This window comes from Skermanella mucosa, from assembly GCF_016765655.2.
In the GTDB taxonomy this organism is placed as follows: domain Bacteria; phylum Pseudomonadota; class Alphaproteobacteria; order Azospirillales; family Azospirillaceae; genus Skermanella; species Skermanella mucosa.
Window position 1 is genome coordinate 2,160,149 of record NZ_CP086106.1, and the last position, 21,021, is coordinate 2,181,169.

Consider the following 21,021-nt stretch of genomic DNA (forward strand, 5'->3'; position numbering starts at 1 on the left):
TCACCATGACGAGTTCATTAGCGTTCCCGGACTTTTCTTCGCGGTGCGGCAAAACGCCGTCAGGCCGGAGGGGACCGCCCCTGGGGAGTGGTCCTCCGGCCGAACAGCGCTCCCGACATTCGTCCTCGCGGTTCAGGCGCTGAGCGCCCGCGGCCGGTCGAGGCCCTGGTGGATCGCCCACAGCGCGGCCTGGGTCCGGTTCGCCGCCTTGATCTTGCGCAGCAGCTGCTTGACCGACGCCTTGACCACCATCTCGCTGAGCGACAGATGGTCGGCGATCATCCGGTTGCTGTCGCCATTGACCAGGCGGCGGAGGATCTCGGCCTCGCGGACGGTCAGCCCGCGCGGCGCCGCCGGCTTGGAGACAGGGATCCTGAAGGGGGTCAGTCCGGCGGGGAGCAGGATTTGCCCGTCCATCACGCGGTCGAGCGCCGCGATCAGTTCGCCGGGATCATGGTCCTTGGTGAGATAGCCGTCGGCGTGCGCCTCGACGGCCTGCCGGAGGCGGTCCGTCTGGAGATTGGAGGTCAGCATCACCAGACGGGCACCGGGCATGGCGGAGCGCAAGGCCTGAAGCGACTGGGGCCTGTCCGCGCCGGGGTCGAGGACGATCAGCCGAGGCTCCGGCCCGATCTCCGAGGACCGGGATGCCAGCGCTTCCTCGATGCTCGCATGCTCGGCAACCACCTGGTAGCGCGAGCCTTCCAGCAGGCACATCAGGCCTTGGCGGAACAGGCGGTGCGGGTCGATCAGCAGGGTCGGGGTCATCGGTATTCTCCATCGCGGGAACCTGACCCAAAAAGACCATGGGAGCCGGACGGAGACAGTGAAGTAGTTCACAAACGGTAAAGAAGTTTTCCTTTTTTCGGCTTGCTAAGCCTGTCGCGAACCCGCCGGGCACCCGATGCGACATTTTGGTGGCCGATACCGCCGTCCGACCCCCGCCGGAGAATTTGTGGCAAGTTCGGAACTCAGACGCATTCGAGGTGGAGAGAACGTCGAAAACTACTCTTGCCCAGGGTCACCGATTCAGGATATGCAACGATATGTATAGAATTTGAATCTAACTATTTAATTTTCGAACGAACTGCGGACCCGTTTCAATTTCCTGCGCCGAGGAGGCAGAATGCATAGGTGTTTCGCCGGATCGTGGTCGTGGCCGATGCTGGCCGTGGCGCTCCTCCTGCTGATCGGCGCGGGGTGGGCATTTCCCGCGCAGGCGGGGCCCCTGAAGGTCGTGTATGTGGAACTGCCCCCCTACACCTATACCGATCCCGACGGCACTCCCAAGGGAAGTCTGGTCGAACTCACAAGGAAGGTCGCGGCCGACGCCGGGGTGGAGTTCACCGCGGAGTCGGTACCGGCGCGGCGCCTGTTCCAGGGGATCGCCGCGGGTGAATACGACATGTTCATCGGCATCAAGACGCCGGAGGCGTTCCAGGGCACGACGGTCGCGAGCAGGTCGGTGATCGCCAGGATCGATCTCCACGCGTGGTCGATCGGCGCGGTGCCGGAGGTCAGGGCCAAGGAGGATCTGGCCGGCAAGCAGGTGATCGTGCTGACGGGCTATTCCTACGGCGGATGGCGCAGCTATTTCGAGGATCCCGCCAACGGCGTCCATATGGTCGAGGCGAGGGCTCCCGAGCAGGCTCTCCAGCTGCTGGCCGCCGGGCGGGCGCCGATCCTCCTCCAGTACGCGCTTCCGATGGAGCAGGCGCTGGGCGGCAAGCGTCCGCCCGACCTGAAGTCGAGCCTCATCTCCAGCCTGGACTGCCATTTCGTCGTTTCGCTGAAACATCCGGACGCGCCCGGGCTGGTCGGCAGGCTGGACGCCAGCTTCGAGAAGCTCAAGGCGGCCGGTACCTTGCCCTGACGCAAGGCTCGACGACCAGCCCCCTAAGGGACCGGAAGCTTCCTTTCCTCGAACCACAGTCGAAGCGGAACATGCCCGACCCAAACGCTGCCCAGGGAGCCGCCGGAATCACCGGCCGGTTCGGTATCCGCCAGAAGGCGCTGATCCTGATCGGCGCGACCATGCTGCTGTCCGGCGCATCATCGATCGGCGTCACGCTCCACCGGTCCGAGCAGGCGGCCTATTCCGACCTGGAAACGCGAGCCGACATCATCGCCGCGCTTCAGGCCCGGTCCGCGGCCATTCCCCTGTTCGATTACGACTTCGAACAGGTGGCCGAACTGGTCAAGGCGGCGGCCGGCGATCCCGATTACCTCGCCAGCTTCGTGCGCGACCCCAAGGGGAAGGTCGTCGCCGCTGTCGGTGACCTGGACGCGGTCGATGGCTTCATCGAGGTCGTCCGGGAAATCCGCGGTGGTGTCGGCGGGCAGTCGGCCAGGATCGGCGAATACGTGCTGCGGCTGAGGACGGCGCGGACCGATGCGCATCTGCGCTCTCAGGCGATGGTCCAGATCGGCGGCGGCGTCGCGGCCCTGGTGGTCGTCATGGCGATCCTCTACGCCATCATCGCCTCCTTCAGCGGCCCGCTGGAGAAGCTGACGCGGCTGGTCGGGCGGCTGGCCCATGGCGATCACGGCGTCACCGTTCCGGATACCGGGCGCGGCGACGAGATCGGCGCCATGGCACGCGCGGTCGACGTGCTGAAGACCAAGGCGCTGGAAAGGGAACGGCTGGAGGCCGAGAAGATCGCGTCCCAGGCGGCGGAAGCGGCGCGGGCGAGCCGCCTGACCGATCTGGCCGCGGCCTTCGACAGCAGGGTCGAACTGGTCGTCGTGGAGGTTTCCGGGACCGCCGGGCAGATGAAGGCCTGGGCGGAGGGGGTACTCGACGGCGCGCTCGCCGTCGATCGGAGAAACAGCACGGTCGCCGACGCAGCCGGGCGGGCATCCCGGAGCGTGTCCATAGCGAGTGCAGCCGCGGAGGAACTGACCACCTCCATCCAGGTCATCGCCGAAAGCGTCGGCCAGTCGGTGCTGGTCTCCGGCCAAGCCATCGGCAAGGCGGACGAGACCCGGCGGACAGTCGAGTCGCTGGCGGAGGCCGCTCACAAGATCGGTGAAGTCACGGACCTCATCAACCAGATCGCCGGACAGACGAACCTGCTGGCGCTCAACGCGACGATCGAGGCCGCCCGGGCCGGAGAGGCGGGCAAGGGGTTCGCGGTCGTCGCAGCGGAGGTCAAGAACCTGGCCAACCAGACGGCGCGGGCGACCGAGGAGATCGCCGGCCAGATCCGGGCGATCCAGTCGGTGACGCAGGAAACGGTCGCGGCGATGCAGCAGATTTCCGCCGCCATAACGGACCTGAACGACCGTTCCGGCCAGATCTCCGCAGCCATCAGCGAGCAGCTCGGCGCCACCACCGAGATCGCGGTCCAGGTCAGCGGAGCGGCCGAGGGGGCGGAGACGGTCGCCCTGACGATCCAGGAGGCGGCGGGCGCCTCCCACGAGGTCTCGACCGCCGCTCGGGAGACCGTGCAACTCGCGGCGAAGCTGCAGGAGCGGTTCAGCGCGCTCCGCAGCGAGGTCCGCCAGTTCCTGGACTCCGTGAAGGCGGCCTGACGGGAGTGGGAGGAGCCTTTCGGCCGTGCCGGCTGTTGGATCATCGACCGACGCCTACCTGCCGGCGTCGGCGGTTTTCGCCCGATCCAGGCCCGCCACCGAGGAGCATTCCACCCCTTGCGCCCGTCCGTTCCCGCCGCCGGCTTCGATGGCGTCCTCCGAGCCCTGCGCAATCCGAACTACGGTCTCTACACCGCCGGCAACGCGGTGTCCCTGATCGGCACGTGGATGCAGCGCATAGCGGTCGGCTGGCTGGCCTGGCAGTTGACCGGCTCCGGCGCGTGGCTCGGAGCCATCGCGTTCGCCGACCTGTTCCCGACCGTGTTCGTCGGTCCCTTCGCCGGGGCGGTGGCCGACCGGTGGGATCGTCTGCGGGTCACGAAGGTCAGCCAGACGCTGGCCATGGTCCAGGCGATCACCCTGTTCGCGCTGACCTGGTTCGACCTGATGACGATCGAGTTGCTGTTCGCCCTGACGGTGGCGCTCGGGGTCATCGCCGGTTTCAACCAGCCGGCCCGGCTGGCGCTGATCCCCAGCCTGGTGCGGCGCGAGGACCTTTCGGCGGCGGTCGCGATCAACTCGATCATCTTCAATTCGGCCCGGTTCGTCGGTCCGGCGGTCGCCGGATTGATGATCGTGACCGGGGGCCTGGCATCCGCTTTCGCCGTCAACGCCCTCACCTTCGTGCTCTTCCTGGCTGCGCTGTCGCGCATCCGGCTGCCGGCCGAACCGCCGGCACCGCCGCGGGCGCGGAGTTCGCTGTTCCGTGATGTGGGGGACGGAATCCGCTATACCGCCTCGCACGAGGGGATCGCGCCGATGATGATCCTGCTGCTCGTGGTCTGCCTGTGCGTCCGCCCGGTCGTGGAGTTGCTGCCGGGGTTCGCGGCGGCCGTCTTCGCGTCGGGAGCGGGCGGGCTGGCCGCGCTCACCTCGACCATCGGAGCCGGCGCGGTGCTGGGCGGGCTCTGGCTGGCCCGGCGGACCGATCCCGGCGGCCTGACCGGCATCGCGCTGGGCAACACCCTGGTGCTGTCGCTCGCCCTGCTGGCCTTCGTCGCTACCGACCGCTGGTGGGTCGCGATACCGGCGCTCGGCATCCTGGGAGCCTGCATGGTCGTCATGGGCGTCGGCACCCAGACGCTCCTCCAGCTGTCGGTGGCGGGCGAGATGAGGGGGAGGGTCCTGAGTCTCTACGGGGTGATCTTCCGCGGCGGTCCGGCCCTCGGCGCCCTGGTGGTCGGGGTGGCTTCGGAGCGGTTCGGGCTCCGCATCCCGCTTGCCGTGAGCGCGGGCCTCGCCGTTCTGGCATGGCTCTGGACATGGTCCGGACGCGCCCGGATCGTCCGGGCGCTGGAGCCGGAAAGCCACGCCGACTGATGCTCAACCCGGTGCAAAGTTGCGAAGCGCAGGTAACTATATATTTGTTTCGCGAAAGCAGACGACGTGGCTGGTTACATTATAATCCCGCCGGGTATGTCCTTCGACCTTCCGTAGGCGAGTCTTCGCGTCGTCGATCGGACATCTTAATTGATTTAAGTAACTTGGTGATATCGGCCGGAAGTCATGCTATCGTGCTCGGAGCTATGACAAAAGGCCGAGAAGGCGGTGCCGGAAGTGAAGATACGACATCCAAACGCTTCAGCGCCGGACGGGTGGGGTGGTTCGCCGACCGTCTTTCGGGCAAACGTCCTGGTCCTGGACGACGATGCCGCGGTTTGCCAAGCCTTCGCCTTCACGCTGGAAGACCTGGGTTGTTCAGTCGTGGCGGTCACCGGCGTCCATGAGGCATTCTCCCTGATCGCCGGCCGGGGGTTCGTTCCGGACCTCATCATCGCCGACCAGGGCCTGGGGGAGGGAATGACCGGGATCGAGGCCGTCCGCCTGCTTCGGACCCAAATCGGCAAGCCGATCCCAGCCTGCATCGTTACGGGCGATGACCTGACGGACGCTTTGCGGGGGGGCTCGGCCGAGGATATCGGCTGCCTCGTGAAGCCGATCGGCTCAGCGGAACTGCAGGCCCTCGTTGCTCCGGGAGCCATGGCTCCCTATCAAGGTATGGGCAAGGAGCTTGAGTTTCGACCTGGGCTTCAACGATGAGGTAGCAGGTTTGAACGGATTCATGTCATATCCATGACTGTTTCGGTCTCGGGAGACCGTTTAACTGCGGTGGATGTGCCTGAATGCCGGTGGGAACCGAAAAGCTGTGGGGTGTCCTGCGCGGCCTTCGATTGCGCCTGATGCTGCTGGTATGCTGCGGCGTCCTTCCTCTGTCCCTTCTGGTCATTCATCTCCTCGAACAGCAGCGCCAACAGATTTTGACCGGCGCGCGCGACGACGTCATGAGCCTGGCGCGCGAGGCAGGCTTGCGGCAGGGCGAGGTTCTCGCCCAGGTGCGTGGACTGCTCCAGGCGCTTACGGCGATTCCAGCCCTTCGGGAGTTCGACGAAGGAACCTGCAGCGAGATGCTGAGCGAGATCGTCCAGCACCAGCCGGGGCTGACGTCGCTCTGGATCGCCCGGCCCGACGGCAGCGTGCCGTGCAGCGACCAGCCCGCGGGCCTTGCCCTGAACATGGCCGAGCGCGCCTATTTCCAAACGGCGGTGTCACAGGACAGATTCGTTGTCAGCAATTACCTGATCGGCCGGGTCAGCGGCCGGCCGGTCCTGGCTGCCGCCTTGCCGTTCCGCAGGCCTGATGGCCGGATCGGGGGAGTGGCACTGGGCGGCGTCGACATAAGCTGGCTCCAGAGGCTGGCGGACCAGGTCGTCAATGCCAAGGACATAAGCCTGGTTCTGATCGACGGGCACGGTACCTTGCTGGCCCATGGCTCGGCTTCGGCGCCGTCCGATCCGCCGGTCGGTTCGAAAGTCGCGGATCATCCCCTGATCGCCACCATGCTGGCGAGCGCCGACGGCAGCGTGGAATCCCCCGATCTCTCCGGCGTCAGCCGCTTGTTCGCCCATGTGGCGCTTCCCGGAACGGACGCGAGGCTGGCGGTGGGAATCGAGCGCCACGCCATCCTGGCCCAGGTCGACCGGCAGCGCACCATCAGCCTCGTGACGCTGCTTCTGGTGACGGCGGCGTCCCTGACGGCCGCGGCCCTGGCCGGAGAGGTGCTGGTGCTGCGCTGGCTCAATCGCCTGCGGGAGGCGGCGGCAAGGCTGGGGCGGGGCGACCTGTCGGTCCGGGCGCCGCTGCCTCCCGGCGGGGAGCTAAGGGAGTTGGCCGGCGCCTTCAACGACATGGGCGACAGCCTGGAACAGCGTGAGCAGAGCCGCAGCGAATCGGAAGCCCGGTTTCGCGACATGGCCGAAGTGTCCAGCGACTGGTTCTGGGAAACCGGTACGGACCACCGGTTTACCTATATTTCCAAAGGCATCAGCCTGACCGGGGCCGGACAGGATCTTTTCGTCGGCGCGCTGAGGGAGGAGCTCGCGGCGCAGCCGACCGACGACGCCGACCGCGGGAACTGGGACCGCTACAAGGCGGATTTGCTGGCCCGCCGTCCATTCCGCGACTTCACCTACCGGATCATCATGCCGGACGGATCGGTGCGGCACCTGTCCACCAGCGGCAAGCCCGTCTTCGACCGGGCGGGCCGGTTCAAGGGTTACCGCGGCGTCGGGCGGGACGTTACCCGCGAGGTGGAGGCGGAGCAGGCGGTAAGGAAGGCCCGGGAAGCGGCCGAAGCGGCGAACCAGGCCAAGTCGCAGTTCCTGGCGATCATGAGTCATGAACTGAGAACACCCATGACTGGCGTCCTCGGCACGATCGACCTGCTGTCCGACACCGGCCTGACGACCGAACAGGCCCAGTGGCTGGCCATCATGCGGACCTCGGCCGAGACGCTGATGACCGTGCTGAACGACATCCTGGATTTCTCGAAGATCGAGGCGGGCCAACTCCAGTTCGAGCAGGTCGAAATTCGGCTCGGTGCCGTGACCCGCGAAGTCACCGACCTGTATGCCCGGCTGGCGGCCGACAAGGGGCTGTCCTTCACGGTCCTCCTGGACGGACTGCGGACGGACGAGGTGCGCGGTGACCCGGTGCGGCTGCGCCAGGTACTGTTCAATCTGGTCGGAAACGCCGTCAAGTTCACCGACCGGGGACGGATCGAGATCCGGGTCTCGGAAGTGCCGTCCGACACGGCCGGCCTGATCGTCCGATTCGAGGTGGAGGACACCGGGATCGGCCTCAGCCAGGAGGAACGCGGGCACCTGTTCAAGGCGTTCTCGCAGGCCGACGCGACCACGACCCGCCGATTCGGGGGGACCGGCCTTGGCCTTGCCATATGCAAGCGGCTGGTCGAGGCGATGGGCGGCGACATCGGGGTCGAGAGCGTGCCCGGCACGGGGTCGACCTTCTGGTTCACGGTCAGCCTTGCACGTTCCGCCGTACCCGCGCCGGCCTCCCGTCCGGTTGAGGGCATTCCGGAAACCGCTCCCAGGCGCGTGCTGCTCGCCGAGGACGACGATCTCAACCGCCTGCTTATCGCGACCATGATCCGGCGCATGGGGCACGACGTCCAGACCGTCGAGGACGGCGCGCGGGCCGTGGAGGCGGCTGGCGAAGGCAACTTCGATATCGCCATCCTGGATCTCCAGATGCCGGTGATGACCGGGCTGGAGGCCGCCCGGCGGATTCGGGAGATGCCGGGGCACGTCGCGGAACTGCCCCTGGTGGCGCTCACCGCCGACGCCATGCCCGAACGGCACGCGGAACTTCAGGCGGCCGGCTTCGATCGGTGCCTGACCAAACCGGTAGACCTGCGCAAGCTGGCCCAGGCGATCGGCGAACTGGCGCGGGTGGCGGACGAACTGCCCTCCCGGGCGGTTCGATGAACGATCGGGGATGCGGAGCGGGACCGAGGGAACAGGAGCGGATGCGGACCGTTAGGGACGGACGATCCGGCGGTCGCGGCGGAAAACACCTGCCGGCGGTCTTCAGCTTTCTTGTGCGGCGCCGTGATAGCCTTGATATGATTGCCGGAAACCGGCAAAGGGAGATCCAGGGGAAATGAGCCTGTTCGACGACGTTGAAAAGCGGGTGAGACAACGCGCCTACGAGATCTGGCAGCGCGAGGGGTGCCCGGAGGGACGGGAGGCGGACCATTGGGCGCTGGCCAAGGAAGAGATCGCGATCGAGGACAACCAGACCCAGACGCTGGCGCCGAATCCGTCGCAGGGTGGCGACGATACCGTCGTCCATTCCGAGCCCGTCGAACCGCTGCTGGCGGCGGAGAGCCTGGAGGAGGATATCGGCGGTCCGACCAACCAGTCGGATGAGCAGCCCCTGCCCAAACGCACCCGGACCCGCCGCTCGTCCGCTGCCGCCGGCGATACCGCCGCAACGGCCGACGCCCCATCGGGAGCAGCCGGTACGACCAAGGCGCCCCGGACGCGGAAAGCCAAGTCCAAGGAATAGGGTCAGGCCGCGTCGCTTACGGCGATCAGGCCACCCAGCGCGCCGTAAGCCTTGCGATCGGCGCGCATCAGTTCCAGCAGTTCGCGCAGGCTTTCCTGCGCGAAGGTGCAGGTCTGCCGGTCCAGTTCGGCGCGGGTCAGTTCGATGAAGCTATCCAGCAGACGGGCATGCACCCGGCAGGCGGAGCGGAGTTCGGTGGCAATGATCGGGGTGCGCATGTCGACTGGCCCTTCGGCTCATGTTGAACGTGCCCCCATTACGCTATTTGCCGGTTAATGACCGGTAAAAGAATGTATCTCGCGAGCGATTTCAGACGAACTACCCCTTTTGAGAAAACAAGCCGCGTGGCTTCGCGGTATTCAAGGGGCCTTATGGTCCTGAAAACGCCCATGTTGTCCTGGCTGCATTTTTTCATCTGTTGATGGCACAGACATAAGCCGATCCGATCTGGGGGGGATCAGGTTGGTCAGCTTCGCGTAAGCCTCCAGCCGGAACTCTTCCAGCTGTTCCGCGACTTCATCGGGCGAGCGGCCTAGCGAGCGAAGCAGCAAGCCGCCGAGACGGAGACTGCCTTCCATCATCTCCGGAACCACGTGGGTCGCACCGGCCTCGCGCAGATGGGCCTGATGCTCATGATCCCGCGCGCGCGCATGGATGTCGAGCAGGGGGCACAGCCGCCGGATCGCCTCGACCGCCTTTTCGGCCGCCTGGGGCTGGTCGAGCGTCACCACGGCGGCTCGGGCCCGGTTGACGCCGGCCGCCTTCAGGACCTCGGCCCGGCTGGCATCGCCGTAATAGATCGGCAGGCCGCGCGCCCTGCCTTCCGCGACCCGCGAAGGTTCCAGGTCGAAGGCCATGTAGGGCAGGCGCTGCGCTTCCAGCAGCCTGGCGATGGTCTGTCCGACCCGCCCGAACCCGGCGATGATCACGTGGCCCTTGAAGTCGCGCGCGTCCTCCTCCAGCCGGTGGAGTTCGGCCGGACCGACCCGCGGCGTCAGCAGCACGGCGAGCCAGCGGCCGCCCACCATCAGGAACGGCGTCAGCGCCATGGTGAGCGCCACGACCGCGAGCATGAGCTGGCCTACCTGGCCCCCCAGCACGCCCAAGGCCATCGCGAGGCTGAACAGGACGAAGGCGAACTCGCCGCCCTGGCCGAGGCTGAGCCCGACCTGCGCCGACACCGCCGTGGGGAAGCCGAAGGCGCGGCACAGCACGGTCAGCACGACCGCCTTGCCGAGCACCAGCGCCGCGACCAGCGACAGCACCAGCGGCGCTTCCCGGACAACCAGTCCCAGGTCGATCGTCATCCCGACGGTCATGAAGAACAGGGCGAGCAGGATTCCGCGGAACGGCTCGATGTCGCCCTCGACCTGATGGCGGTACTCCGTCTCGGCGATCAGCAAACCGGCCAGGAAGGCGCCCAGCGCCATCGACAGCCCGGCGATCTCCGTCACGTAGCTGACGCCGAGCACGACCAGCAGCGTCACGCCGGTGAACAGCTCCGGCGACTTCGCCGCGGCGACCGCGCGCAACGCCGGCCGCAGGATCAGCCGCCCCACGATCAGGATCAGGAGGAGCGCCGCGACAGCCTTCAGCGCGGCGATGCCGAGCGCTCCGGCCAGCCGGGTGCCGCCGGCGGCCAGCAGCGGCACCAGGGTCAGCAGCGGAACCACGGCCAAATCCTGGAGCAGCAGGATTGCGAAGGCCACGCGGCCGTGCCGGGTCGGCAATTCGCCGCGTTCCACCAGGATCTGCAGCACGATGGCGGTGGACGAGAGCGCCAGGCCGCCGGCCAGGATCGCCGCCGCCTCGCGCGGCTGGCCCAGCCAGCGGGCGGCGAAATAGAACAGCGCCGCGGTGACGACGACCTGGAGCGTTCCCAGACCGAAGACGTGGAATCGGATCGCCTTCAGCCGCTCGATCGACAGTTCGAGCCCGATGGTGAAGAGGAGGAATACGACTCCGAAGTTGGCCAGCACGGTCATGCCGGAAACGTCGGAGACGATCGCCAGCCCGGCCGGGCCGATCAGCATTCCCGCCACGAGATATCCCAGCACCGGGCTGGAGCGCAGCCGCTGGAAGATCGGCACCACCAGGATGGCGGCGGCGAGGACGATCAGGACATCGTGAAGGTCTTGGGTGGCGTGCATGCGCGGCTCTGCAGGAGGGGCTTTTCAGGCGGGCGGTTCACTCGCCCCGGACTTCCTCCACCATATCGACCAGCCGCGAATAATCCTTAACGACGAGCGCATGGCTGCGTCGCTCGACGATCCCGCTGCGGGCGAGGTCGCTGAGCACGCGGGCGACCGTCTCCCGGGTCGTGCTGACCCGGCTCGCGATGTCGCCATGGACGGGAATCGGGGAGATCTCCGCGGTGTTGTCGGGTTTCAGCCCGGGCTTGGCAAGGCGGACCAATTCGGCATGGACCCGGTTGTTGGCCCCGAGCGTGCTAAGATCCATGATCCGGCCGGTGGCGCTTCGGATGACCGCGGCCATCCGCTGCATCAGCATCAGCGCCACCTTGGGATGGGTCGTCACGATCTCCTGGAACAGGCGGGGCGGGACGAAGGCGATCAGCGTGTCGGTCAGCGCCACCACGGTCGCGGACCGCGGGTCGCCGTCCAGGGCCGAAAGCTCGCCCATGTAACCCCCGGCGGAAACGTCGTCGAAGCTGATCTCCCGCCCGGACAAGGAAAACATCACGACGCGCACCCGGCCTTCGACCACCAGGCAGGCGTCCCTCGTCCCGCTGAGATGGTCGATGATCTGCTCGTCCGCCTTGTAGCGGCGCCAGCTGCACTGGCGGACGATGGCGGCGCGTTCTTCCGGCGTCAGGGACGCGAGCAGATCGATCCGGTCTAGCGAGGCGGCCTGCACTTCCGACACGGTTGGATACTCCAGCAAGCAAGGGGCCTGATCGAACGAGGCGGCGAACGAGGAGAGAAGGCTTGGCCGAGGATAGCCCACGGTGGTTTCGCCCGCGACCCCTCCTGAGGCTCTCCACCCGATCCGAAATCGTTTCGCACAGGCGAAATGACGTATTGTATGCTTTCAGATAGAACCGATTTCAGTAGGAGCGGCCGACAAGGCCCAACAAGTCATTGTGCCCCCGCCGGCTTCGGCCCATCATCAACCAGCGTGTCAGCCCAGGTTCCGCCCGTGCTCCCCCAAGAAGATCCCGACCAGCCCGCATCCTCTCCAGCATCTCCGGCCATGGGCGGCAAGCCCCTGCGGATCGGCCTGATGGGTCGGCTCCGGGCTTATTTCCTGGCAGGCATCCTGGTGACCGCGCCGGTCGCCATCACGCTCTATCTCGCCTGGGCGGTGATCAACCTGATCGATACCGCCGTGTCCCAGCTCCTTCCGGCGCAGTACAATCCGGAAAACTACCTGCCGTTCAGCATCCCCGGCCTGGGCGTGGTGATCGTCATCATGGCCCTCACGCTGACGGGCGCGCTGACGGCCGGTGTCATCGGCAGGCTGGTGGTCCGCGCCGGCGAGGCGGTGCTGGCCCGCATGCCGGTGGTGCGCAGCGTCTACGGCGCCACGAAGCAGATCCTGGAGACCGTGCTGGCCAACCAGTCGGCCGCCTTCCGGGAGGTCGTCCTGATAGAATATCCGAGGCGCGGGATCTGGACCCTGGGCTTCATCACCGGGCATACCCAGGGCGAGGTCCAGGACCTCACGGTGGACGACGTGGTGAACGTCTTCATCCCGACCACGCCGAACCCGACCTCGGGCTTCCTGCTGTTCGTTCCCCGCTCCGACCTGCACGTGCTGGAGATGACCGTGGAGGAGGGTATCAAGATGGTCGTCTCCGGCGGGATCGTCACGCCGCCGGACCGGCGCCCGGTCGCGCGGCGCGGCGACGTGGGGGAGCACGCCCGGGTGCCTGAAACCGTCGACTAGGGCGGCGGAAGTCCGGATGCCTCGATCTCCCCGGGGCCGCTTGAGGGACTTGGGTGTTAAGGCTGGAGCTATCCCGTTTCCGGTTCGGCCGGGCAAACCCACCGAGTGCCGCGTTCCCCTCCCATGTCCGAAGCCACACGCCAAACGTCCGGCGCCAAGACGCAGGATGCCAAGTCCAAGTCCGGATCGCCGTCCGGGCAGGCTGACCAGTCCCGGCTGGGCCGCCGCCTGAGCCTGTCGATCCCGACGCGGAAGCTGCGCAACAGCGAACTCGTCCTGATCCTGGTCAGCGGCCTGCTGGGCGGCGTGGTCGGTTTCGGGGTCATGCTGCTCCATGATTTCGTCGGATTCCTGCATCACCTGGTCTTCGACCTCGAAGAGGGGCGCTATCTGAGCGAGGGTGTCGGCATCGCTCCCGCCACCATGCTGCTGGTCCCCGCCCTGGGGGGTCTGCTGGTCGGGACCCTGATGTTCTTCGTACGCCGCTGGCGTCCCGGCGAAATCGTCGACCCGATCGAGGCGAACGCCCTGTTCGGCGGCAAGATGTCGTTGGTCGACAGCTTCCGCCTGACCGTCTCGACCCTGATCTCCAACGGCTGCGGGGCGTCGGTCGGCATGGAGGCGGCCTATACCCAGACCGGCTCGGGGCTTTCGTCCACGGTCGGGCAGGTGATGCGGCTGCGCCGGGGCGACTTGCGCATCCTGACCGGCTGCGGCGCCGCGGCGGCGATCGCCGCCGCGTTCAACGCTCCCCTGGCCGGCGCCTTCTACGCGTTCGAACTGGTGATCGGAAGCTATACCCTGGCGGCCCTGGCCCCCGTCGCGGTCGCCGCCGTCACGGCGACGCTGGTCGCGCGGATGACCCTCGGGGTTGCCCCGATCTTCACGGTCGATGTCACCCGGATCGGCGTGGAGGCGTTCGACTACGCCGCCTTCGCTCTGGTCGGGTTCGCCTCCGGCTGGCTCGGCATCCTGACCATGCAGGCGGTCACCGTCTCCGAACGGCTGTTCCGGATGATGGCGCCCCAGATCTGGCTGCGCCCGGCGGTCGGCGGGTTCTGCGTCGGCCTGCTCGCCATCGCGGTTCCGCAGGTGCTGGGCAGCGGCCACGGCGCCCTACAATTGAGCCTGGACGGCCAGATCGCCCTGCCGGTTCTGCTGGCGCTGCTGTCGGCGAAGATCCTGGCATCCGCCATATCCCTCGGGTCGGGGTTCCGCGGCGGGCTGTTCAGTTCGTCGCTGTTCCTGGGCAGCCTGTTCGGCGGCGTCCTGGCCGAGGTGACCATGAGCCTGTATCCCCAGCTGACGGTCAGCGATACCGCCTTCATGCTGGTCGGCATGGGATCGGTGGCGGCGGCGATCATCGGCGCGCCGATCACCATGGTCATGCTGGTGCTGGAGATCACCGCCGACTTTCCGGCGACGCTGGGCGTGCTGACGGGCGTGGTGGTCTCCAGCGTGGTGGTCCGCAAGGCGTTCGGATACTCCTTCGCGACCTGGCGCTTCCACCTGCGCGGCGTGCCGATCCGCGGCGCCCACGATGTCGGCTGGATCGAGGACCTGACCGTCGGCCGGCTGATGCGGCGCGACCAGAAGATCGTCACCGAGGACATGAAGGTCGCGGCGCTGCGCCGGATCTATCCGCTGGGCAGCGTCAAGCAGGTCTTCGTCGTGGACGAGTCGGGCCAGTACATGGGGCTGGTCGACATGGCCGCGGTCCACAACCCGGACCTGGACGAGCGGGCGGAGGATGTCCAGATATCGGAGCTTGCCCGGAACATCCGCTATTTCCTGCTGCCCCGGACCAATGTCCGGACCGCCCTGAAGCATTTCAGCGAGGCGGAGGAGGAGACCCTTCCCGTGCTGGACGGACCGACCACCCGCAAGATCGCCGGCTACCTGACGGAGGCCTATGCGCTGCGCCGCTACAACCAGGAACTGGAGAAGCAGCGCAGCGACGAGCTGGGCATGAAGAACCTGTACGGCGCGGACTGATCGAATTCATCCCGACCTGAGATACTTCACCGCCTGGTCCCGCTCGAACAGGTAGAGCAGCACGCGGAGCGCCTTGCCGCGCTCGGTCTGCAGCTCCGGGTCCCGCTCCAGGATCAAGCGGGCATCGTCGCGGGCGACCGCCAGCAGGTCGCCATGGACGGCGAGGTCGGCCATGCGGAATTCCGGCAGGCCGCTCTGCCGCGTGCCGAGCACCTCGCCGGCGCCGCGCAGGCGCAGGTCCTCCTCCGCGATCAGGAAACCGTCCTCGGTCTCCTTCATGATCGTCAGCCGCGCCTTGGAGGTCTGGCTGAGGGGGGTGTCGTAGAGCAGCAGGCAGGTCGAGGCGGCGGTGCCCCGGCCGATCCGTCCCCGGAGCTGGTGGAGCTGGGCGAGGCCGAACCGCTCGGCATGCTCGATCACCATGACGGAGGCCTCCGGCACGTTGACCCCGACCTCGATCACTGTCGTCGCCACCAGCACGTCCAGGTCGCCGCCCGCGAAGGCGGCCATGACGGCGTCCTTCTCAGTCGGCTTCATCTTGCCGTGGACCAGCCCGACCCGCTCGCCGATCTCCGCCCGCAGCAGCGCGTGGCGATCGGTCGCGGCGGCGAGGTCGACCAGCTCCGACTCCTCCACCAGCGGGCAGACCCAGTAGACCCGTGCGCCCTCGGCGATCTTGCGGCGGACGCCGGCGATGACCTCCTCCAGCCGGTCGATCGGGATCGTGATGGTGGTGACCGGCTTGCGGCCGGGCGGCTTCTCGGTCAGGCGCGACACGTCCATGTCGCCATAGGCCGTCAAGGTCAGCGTCCGCGGGATCGGGGTCGCGGTCATCACCAGGACGTCGACGCCCCGGCCCTTGGACGAGAGCTGGAGCCGCTGGTGGACGCCGAACCGGTGCTGCTCGTCGATCACCGCGACGGCGAGGTCCCGGAACGCGACGTCCTCCTGGAACAGGGCATGGGTGCCGACGATGATGTCGATCTCCCCGGCCGCCAGCCGCTCGTAGATCGCCGCACGGGCCTTGCCCTTGTCTCGCCCGGTCAGCACGCCGAGCCGCACCCCGGCGGCCTCCGCCAGCGGCCCCAGCGTCTCGAAATGCTGCCGGGCCAGGATCTCGGTCGGGGCCATCAGCGCCGCCTGGGCGCCCGCCTCGACGGCGTTGAGCATGGCGAGCAGCGCCACGACGGTCTTGCCGCTGCCGACGTCGCCCTGGAGCAGGCGCAGCATGCGCCGGTCCGCCTGCATGTCGGCGTAGATCTCCTCCAGCGCCCCGGCCTGGGCGCCGGTCAGGGCGAATGGCAGGGCCGCGACCACCCTGGCCCGCAGCCGGCCGTCCCCCTTGACCGAGCGGCCCGACAGCTTGCGCTGGTGCTGGCGGATCAGGGCCAGCGCCAGCTGGTTGGACAGCAGCTCGTCGAAGGCGAGCCGGCAGCGCGGCGGCGCCAGGCCGGACAGGTCGGATTCGTCCTGAGGGTTGTGGACGGTGCCGAGGGCGGCACGCCACGACGGCCAGCCGCGCCGCGCCAGCCACGCGGGGTCCTGCCATTCCGGCAGTTCCCTGGCACTGGCCAGAGCGGAGGCCATTGCCTTGCGCAGCACCTTGGAGGCGAGGCCGGCGGTCATGGGGTAGACCGGCTCGACCGGCTCGAACTCTCCCTTGGCGTCGGCCGGGACGATATGGTCCGGATGCGCCATCTGGGGCATGCCGTTGAACCACTCGACCTTGCCGCTGACGACGACCTGCTGCTCGAGCGGGAGCTGCTTCAGCAGCCACTCGCCGCGGGCATGGAAGAATACCAGGTCGATCTCCCCGCTGTCGTCGCGGCAGCGGACTTTGTAGGGGTGGCGCGGGTTCAGCGGGGCGGAATGGTGCTCCACCCGGACCGTCAGCGTCGCGATGGCATTGTCCGGGGCGTTCGCCACGTCGGGCGCGAAGCGGCGGTCGATGATGCCGGTCGGCAGGTGCCACAGCAGGTCCGCCACATGGGGGCCGACCAGCTTCTCGGTCAGCTTGCCGAGCTTCGGCCCGAGCCCCTTCAGCGTCGTGACGGGAGCGAACAGGGGGAACAGGATGTCTGGCCGCAAGGAGCGCCCTCGTTACGCGGGATGGGATGGCGGACTTAGCCGCAGCCGGCCCGTTGTCGCAAGTTCCGCGTCGTGCTTCAATCCCGACGGACGGAACGGGATGAGGAGTGCCGGCGTGACGGTCAGGACCATGAGCCGGGGCGATGTGGATCAGGTGATCGAGTGGGCGGCCGAAGAGGGCTGGAACCCCGGGCTGGGCGACGCGGTGCCGTTCCACGCCGCCGACCCGGCCGGCTTCCTGATAGCGGAGGCGGACGACGGCCAGCCGGCCGCGGCGGTGTCCGTGGTGCGCTATGGCGAGGATCTGGGTTTCCTGGGGCTCTACATCGCCCGGCCGGAGTACCGGGGGCGCGGGTACGGCATGGCGGTGTGGCGGGCCGGGATGGAGCGTCTGGCGGGACGCACGGTCGGGCTCGACGGCGTCGTGGCCCAGCAGGACAACTACCGGAAGTCCGGCTTCGTCCTGGCGCACCGCAATGTGCGCTACCAGGGAACCGTGCCGGCGACCGGCGCGCCGGAAGGATTGACCGATCTGGCCGCGGTACCGTTCGATCGCCTGCTGGCCTATGACCGGCCGCTGTTCGGCGCGCCGCGCGCCGCCTTCCTGTCGGCCTGGACCGGCATGCCCGGAGTCGTCGGCTTGGCCGCCGCGGGAGTTGCCGGGAGCCTCGGCGGCTATGCCGTGGCGCGGCCTTGCCGGGTCGGCTGGAAGATCGGGCCGCTGTTCGCCGACGATGCGGAAAATGCTGACAAGCTGTTCCGCGGCTTGTGCGCCGCCATCCCCGGGGGCGAACAGGTGATCCTGGACGTGCCGGAGCCGAATCGCGAGGCCATGGCGCTTGCCGCGCGGTACGGCCTCGCCCCGGTGTTCGAGACCGCCCGCATGTATGCCGGTCCGCCGCCCGGCCTCGATCTCGGCCGGATCTTCGGCATCACGTCGTTCGAGCTGGGATGACCGGGCTCAAACCCCGACGCCGGCATCCGACCCCTGCCGCGCCCGGCGGCGCTGGACCAGCAGCACGGCGCCCAAGGCTCCCAGGATCACCAGGAAGGAGAGCGCGGTCGTCAGGGTGCCAAGCGCGTACAGCACCGGCGTCGTGACGTTGGTGGTCATGCCGTAGATCTCCAGCGGCAGCGTGTTGAAGCTGCCGGCCGTCATCAGGGTCCGGGCGAACTCGTCATAGGACAGGGTGAAGCCGAACAGCGCGATGCCGATGACGCTGGGGGCGATGATCGGCAGCACGACGAAGCGGATCGTCTGCCAGGGCGTGGCGCCCAGGTCGCGGGCCGCTTCCTCGTAGGCCCGGTTGAAGCGGTTGAAGATCGCGAACATGATCAGCAGGCCGAAGGGCAGGGTCCAGGTCAGGTGGGCGCCCAGCGCGGAGCTGTTCCAGTTCGGCTCGAACCCGACGATGTTGAACATCAGGCCGATGCCGAGGCTGACCAGGATCGACGGCACGATCAGGCTGGCCACCGCGACGTAGAAGATAACGCCCGAGCCCCGGAAGCGATGGCGGAAGCCCAGTCCGGCCGCGACCGAGAACAGCACGGTCACCACCATGACGATCAGCCCCAGGATGAGCGATCGGGTCAGCGCGCCGCCGAAGTCGCCGACCGCCTGCTGCTCGAACAGGTTGTGGAACCAGTGTGTCGAGACGCCGTTCATCGGGAAGGTCAACCCGCCGTTCGGACCCTGGAAAGACAGGATCACGATGGTCGCGATCGGGCCGTAGAGGAACAGCACGAACAGCCCGAAGAAGGCGGCCAGCAGGTAGAAGCCGAGCGGGCGGGGTTCCCGTCCGCGCCGTGGTTTCGCCATGGCTCACAGCTCCTTTCGGATATCGACGATGCGCAGCATCAGCGCCACCATGATCAGCACGACCAGCAGCAGCACGACCGCGTTGGCCGCCGCGGCGGGGTATTGCAGCAGGGAGATCTGGTTCGCCATCATCAGGCCGACCGAGGCGCTCTGGCCGCCGCTCATCAGGCGCACCGTGATGAAGTCGCCCATGACGAGCGTCACCACGAAGATCGACCCGATCGCGATTCCCGGCTTGCTCAGCGGGATGATGACGTTGGTCAGCACCTGCCAGCCCGAGGCCCCGGCATCGACCGCCGCCTCGACCAGGGCCCGGTCGATCCGCATCATGGAATTGAAGATCGGCACGACCATGAACAGCACGTAGAGATGCACGAAGGCCAGCACCACGGAGAAGTCCGAGAACAGCAGGAACTCCAGCGGCTCGTCGATCACGCCCATGGCGAGCAGGGTCGAGTTGAGCAACCCGTTGCGGCCGAGGAACGGGATCCACGAGATCATGCGGATGATGTTCGACGTCCAGAACGGGATGGTGCAGACCATGAACAGGGTGATCTGCCAGGTCAGCGACCGGACATGGAAGGCCACGAAATAGGCGACGGTGAAGCCGATGCCCAAGGTCAGCGCCCAGGTCAGCGCCGCGTATTTCAGCGTGTTCAGGTAGATCTGCCAGGTGACCGGCGAGGTCAGCAGCTCCTCGTAATTGAGCAGCATGAAATCCGGGATCACCCGGATCGAATCGTAATCCCAGAAGCTGACGACGACGATGGTGGCGATCGGGACGAGCAGGAACACGGCGAAGGTGAGCGTGAGCGGCGCCACCTGGAGATAGGGGGCGACCGCCGCTGCCAGACGTGTCCGGTCCAGGCGCTTCGACGTCGCCCCCTCCCGGCGCTGGGCCGGGAGGGTTTGGGTCTGGCCGGTCATGCGGCGATGAACTCGTTCCACTTGCGGAGCATGTAGCGATCCTCGTCCATGACGGCGTTCCAGCAGGCCACGGCGCCCATGCGGTCATAGAAGGAGCCGCCGTCGCGGACCGCGCCGGCCTTCTCCATCACTTTGCCCTCCGGGCTGAGGATGTCGGTCGCGGCCGGCTTGCCTTCCATCCAGAAGGCCCATTCCTCGGCGCTCATATGCTCCTTCGCGGTGTCGAGCACGGCGCTGTAGTAGCCCTGGCGGTTCAGGTAGGCGCCGACCCAGCCGGACAGGTACCAGTTGATGTACTCGTAGGCCGCTTCCAGCTCCAGCCCGCTGACATGCTTGGCGATGCCCAGGCCGCCGCCCCCGGGCGCGGTATCCTTCCTTGAGCGGCTGGTAGGTGCAGGGGATGCCCTTGGCGCGGACGGCGGCGACCGCGGGCGACCACATGGACTGGATCACGACCTCGCCCGACGCCATCAGGTTGACGCTCTCGTCGAAGGTCTTCCAGAAGGCGCGGAACTGGCCGGCCTTCTTGGCCTCGATCAGCAAGGCGATGGTCTTGTCGATCTCCGCCTTGGTCATGTTGCCCTTGTCGCCGTACTTCATCTCACCCATGGACTCCGCGACCATGGCGGCGTCCATGATGCCGATCGACGGGATGTTGAGGATCGACGCCTTGCCCTTGAAGGCGGGGTCGAGCAGGTCTTTCCACTGGGTGATCGGCTTGCCGACCAGGTCGGGGCGGATGCCCAGGGTGTCGGCGTTGTAGATGGTCGGGATCAGCGTCATCCACTGGGTCTGCGACTTGGCGAAGCTGGTGGAGTCCTTGCCCTCGACGAAGCCCACTGTGTGCGGCGCCGTGCCTTGCGCGATGGACGATTCGGGAGTCAGCTTGCCCGTGATGAAGAGCGGGACGATCTTGTCGAAGTTCTTGATCTTGCCGACGTCCATCGGCTGCATGACGCCGGCCGGGAAGACCTTCTTGCAGATCCAGTATTCGATGTCGGCGATATCGTAGGACTTGGGCTGGGTGACCGCGCGCTGGGACACCGCGTCGCTGTCCAGCGCCGTCATCTGGAGGGTGAAGCCCAGGTCCTGCTTCACCTTCTCGGCGACCGCGTTGAGGTTGGAAACGCCGGTGCCGAACTGGCGCAGCGTCACGTTCTTGATGTTCTGCGCCCAGATCGTCGGGAACCCGGTGATGGCGCCGCTGCCGACGGCGAGGCCTGCCGCCGCCGCTGTCCCCTTCAGCGCCTGCCGGCGGGTGATGCCATGGGTCGCCGGCTTCGGCGGATTGGTGGAGTCGCTGCTCATCTCTGAAGCCTCTC

18 protein-coding genes are annotated in these 21,021 nt (G+C 67.4%); 9 read left to right on the forward strand and 9 right to left on the reverse strand.

From position 1 onward, the window contains the following. Nucleotides 1–132: 132 nt before the first annotated feature. Entirely contained in the window at nt 133–768 is a 636-nt protein-coding gene (locus JL100_RS09755; protein ID WP_202683642.1) for a LuxR C-terminal-related transcriptional regulator, read from the reverse strand. Between the two features lie 358 nt (nt 769–1,126). On the opposite strand from JL100_RS09755, the gene JL100_RS09760 reads away from it, so the two are divergent. From JL100_RS09760 to JL100_RS09785, 6 genes are all read left to right on the forward strand, one after another. After that, nucleotides 1,127–1,873, forward strand: a complete 747-nt coding sequence (locus JL100_RS09760; protein WP_202683641.1) for a substrate-binding periplasmic protein — start codon at nt 1,127–1,129, stop codon at nt 1,871–1,873. Between the two features lie 71 nt (nt 1,874–1,944). After that, nucleotides 1,945–3,534 carry a methyl-accepting chemotaxis protein gene (locus tag JL100_RS09765; RefSeq protein WP_202683640.1) on the forward strand — a complete coding sequence of 530 codons (1,590 nt, stop codon included), beginning with the start codon at nt 1,945–1,947 and terminating at the stop codon, nt 3,532–3,534. Between the two features lie 117 nt (nt 3,535–3,651). Further along, nucleotides 3,652–4,914, forward strand: coding sequence for an MFS transporter (locus JL100_RS09770; protein ID WP_202683639.1), 1,263 nt, complete (start codon nt 3,652–3,654; stop codon nt 4,912–4,914). Between the two features lie 228 nt (nt 4,915–5,142). Further along, nucleotides 5,143–5,634, forward strand: a complete 492-nt coding sequence (locus JL100_RS09775) for a response regulator (protein WP_202683638.1) — start codon at nt 5,143–5,145, stop codon at nt 5,632–5,634. Nucleotides 5,635–5,717: 83 nt separating this feature from the next. Continuing rightward, the gene (locus JL100_RS09780; RefSeq protein ID WP_202683637.1) at nt 5,718–8,378 is read left to right on the forward strand and encodes an ATP-binding protein; all 2,661 of its coding nucleotides are present in this window, start codon (nt 5,718–5,720) and stop codon (nt 8,376–8,378) included. 175 nt (nt 8,379–8,553) lie between these two features. After that, entirely contained in the window at nt 8,554–8,961 is a 408-nt protein-coding gene (locus JL100_RS09785; protein WP_202683636.1) for a DUF2934 domain-containing protein, read from the forward strand. Nucleotides 8,962–8,963: 2 nt separating this feature from the next. Here JL100_RS09785 and JL100_RS09790 read toward each other — a convergent pair whose 3' ends face one another. The 3 genes from JL100_RS09790 to JL100_RS09800 all read right to left on the reverse strand — a co-directional run bounded on the left by JL100_RS09790 (nt 8,964) and on the right by JL100_RS09800 (nt 11,847). After that, nucleotides 8,964–9,179 carry a hypothetical protein gene (locus JL100_RS09790; RefSeq protein WP_202683635.1) on the reverse strand — a complete coding sequence of 72 codons (216 nt, stop codon included), beginning with the start codon at nt 9,177–9,179 and terminating at the stop codon, nt 8,964–8,966. A gap of 141 nt (nt 9,180–9,320) precedes the next feature. After that, a complete protein-coding gene (locus JL100_RS09795) occupies nt 9,321–11,111 on the reverse strand; it encodes a monovalent cation:proton antiporter-2 (CPA2) family protein (protein ID WP_202683634.1) in 1,791 nt (596 codons plus the stop codon). A 37-nt stretch (nt 11,112–11,148) separates the two neighbouring features. After that, a complete protein-coding gene (locus JL100_RS09800; protein WP_202683633.1) occupies nt 11,149–11,847 on the reverse strand; it encodes a Crp/Fnr family transcriptional regulator in 699 nt (232 codons plus the stop codon). 327 nt (nt 11,848–12,174) lie between these two features. Between JL100_RS09800 and JL100_RS09805 the strand changes: the two genes are divergently transcribed. Then, nucleotides 12,175–12,870 (forward strand): DUF502 domain-containing protein, encoded by a 696-nt coding sequence (locus tag JL100_RS09805; protein ID WP_202683681.1) that lies wholly within the window; start codon nt 12,175–12,177, stop codon nt 12,868–12,870. 123 nt (nt 12,871–12,993) lie between these two features. Then, nucleotides 12,994–14,865, forward strand: a complete 1,872-nt coding sequence (locus tag JL100_RS09810) for a chloride channel protein (protein ID WP_202683632.1) — start codon at nt 12,994–12,996, stop codon at nt 14,863–14,865. 6 nt (nt 14,866–14,871) lie between these two features. On the opposite strand, the gene recG is transcribed toward JL100_RS09810, so the two are convergent. Next, nucleotides 14,872–16,953 (reverse strand): ATP-dependent DNA helicase RecG, encoded by a 2,082-nt coding sequence (gene recG, locus JL100_RS09815; protein ID WP_202683631.1) that lies wholly within the window; start codon nt 16,951–16,953, stop codon nt 14,872–14,874. A 100-nt stretch (nt 16,954–17,053) separates the two neighbouring features. Between recG and JL100_RS09820 the strand changes: the two genes are divergently transcribed. Next, nucleotides 17,054–17,908 carry a GNAT family N-acetyltransferase gene (locus tag JL100_RS09820; RefSeq protein ID WP_202683630.1) on the forward strand — a complete coding sequence of 285 codons (855 nt, stop codon included), beginning with the start codon at nt 17,054–17,056 and terminating at the stop codon, nt 17,906–17,908. Nucleotides 17,909–17,914: 6 nt separating this feature from the next. Here JL100_RS09820 and JL100_RS09825 read toward each other — a convergent pair whose 3' ends face one another. The 4 genes from JL100_RS09825 to JL100_RS09835 are packed head-to-tail and all read right to left on the reverse strand — an operon-like array spanning nt 17,915 to nt 21,007. Beyond that, complete coding sequence (locus tag JL100_RS09825; protein ID WP_202683629.1) at nt 17,915–18,772, reverse strand: ABC transporter permease; 858 nt, start codon at nt 18,770–18,772, stop codon at nt 17,915–17,917. A 3-nt stretch (nt 18,773–18,775) separates the two neighbouring features. After that, nucleotides 18,776–19,699 carry an ABC transporter permease gene (locus tag JL100_RS09830; RefSeq protein ID WP_202683628.1) on the reverse strand — a complete coding sequence of 308 codons (924 nt, stop codon included), beginning with the start codon at nt 19,697–19,699 and terminating at the stop codon, nt 18,776–18,778. Next, nucleotides 19,696–19,827: a hypothetical protein gene (locus JL100_RS37000; protein WP_456115310.1), complete on the reverse strand. Its 132-nt coding sequence runs from the start codon at nt 19,825–19,827 to the stop codon at nt 19,696–19,698. Before JL100_RS37000 ends, JL100_RS09830 begins: the two co-directional genes overlap by 4 nt. Then, entirely contained in the window at nt 19,784–21,007 is a 1,224-nt protein-coding gene (locus tag JL100_RS09835) for an ABC transporter substrate-binding protein (RefSeq protein ID WP_456115311.1), read from the reverse strand. The genes JL100_RS37000 and JL100_RS09835 overlap by 44 nt, the downstream gene beginning before the upstream one ends. Nucleotides 21,008–21,021: the final 14 nt, after the last annotated feature.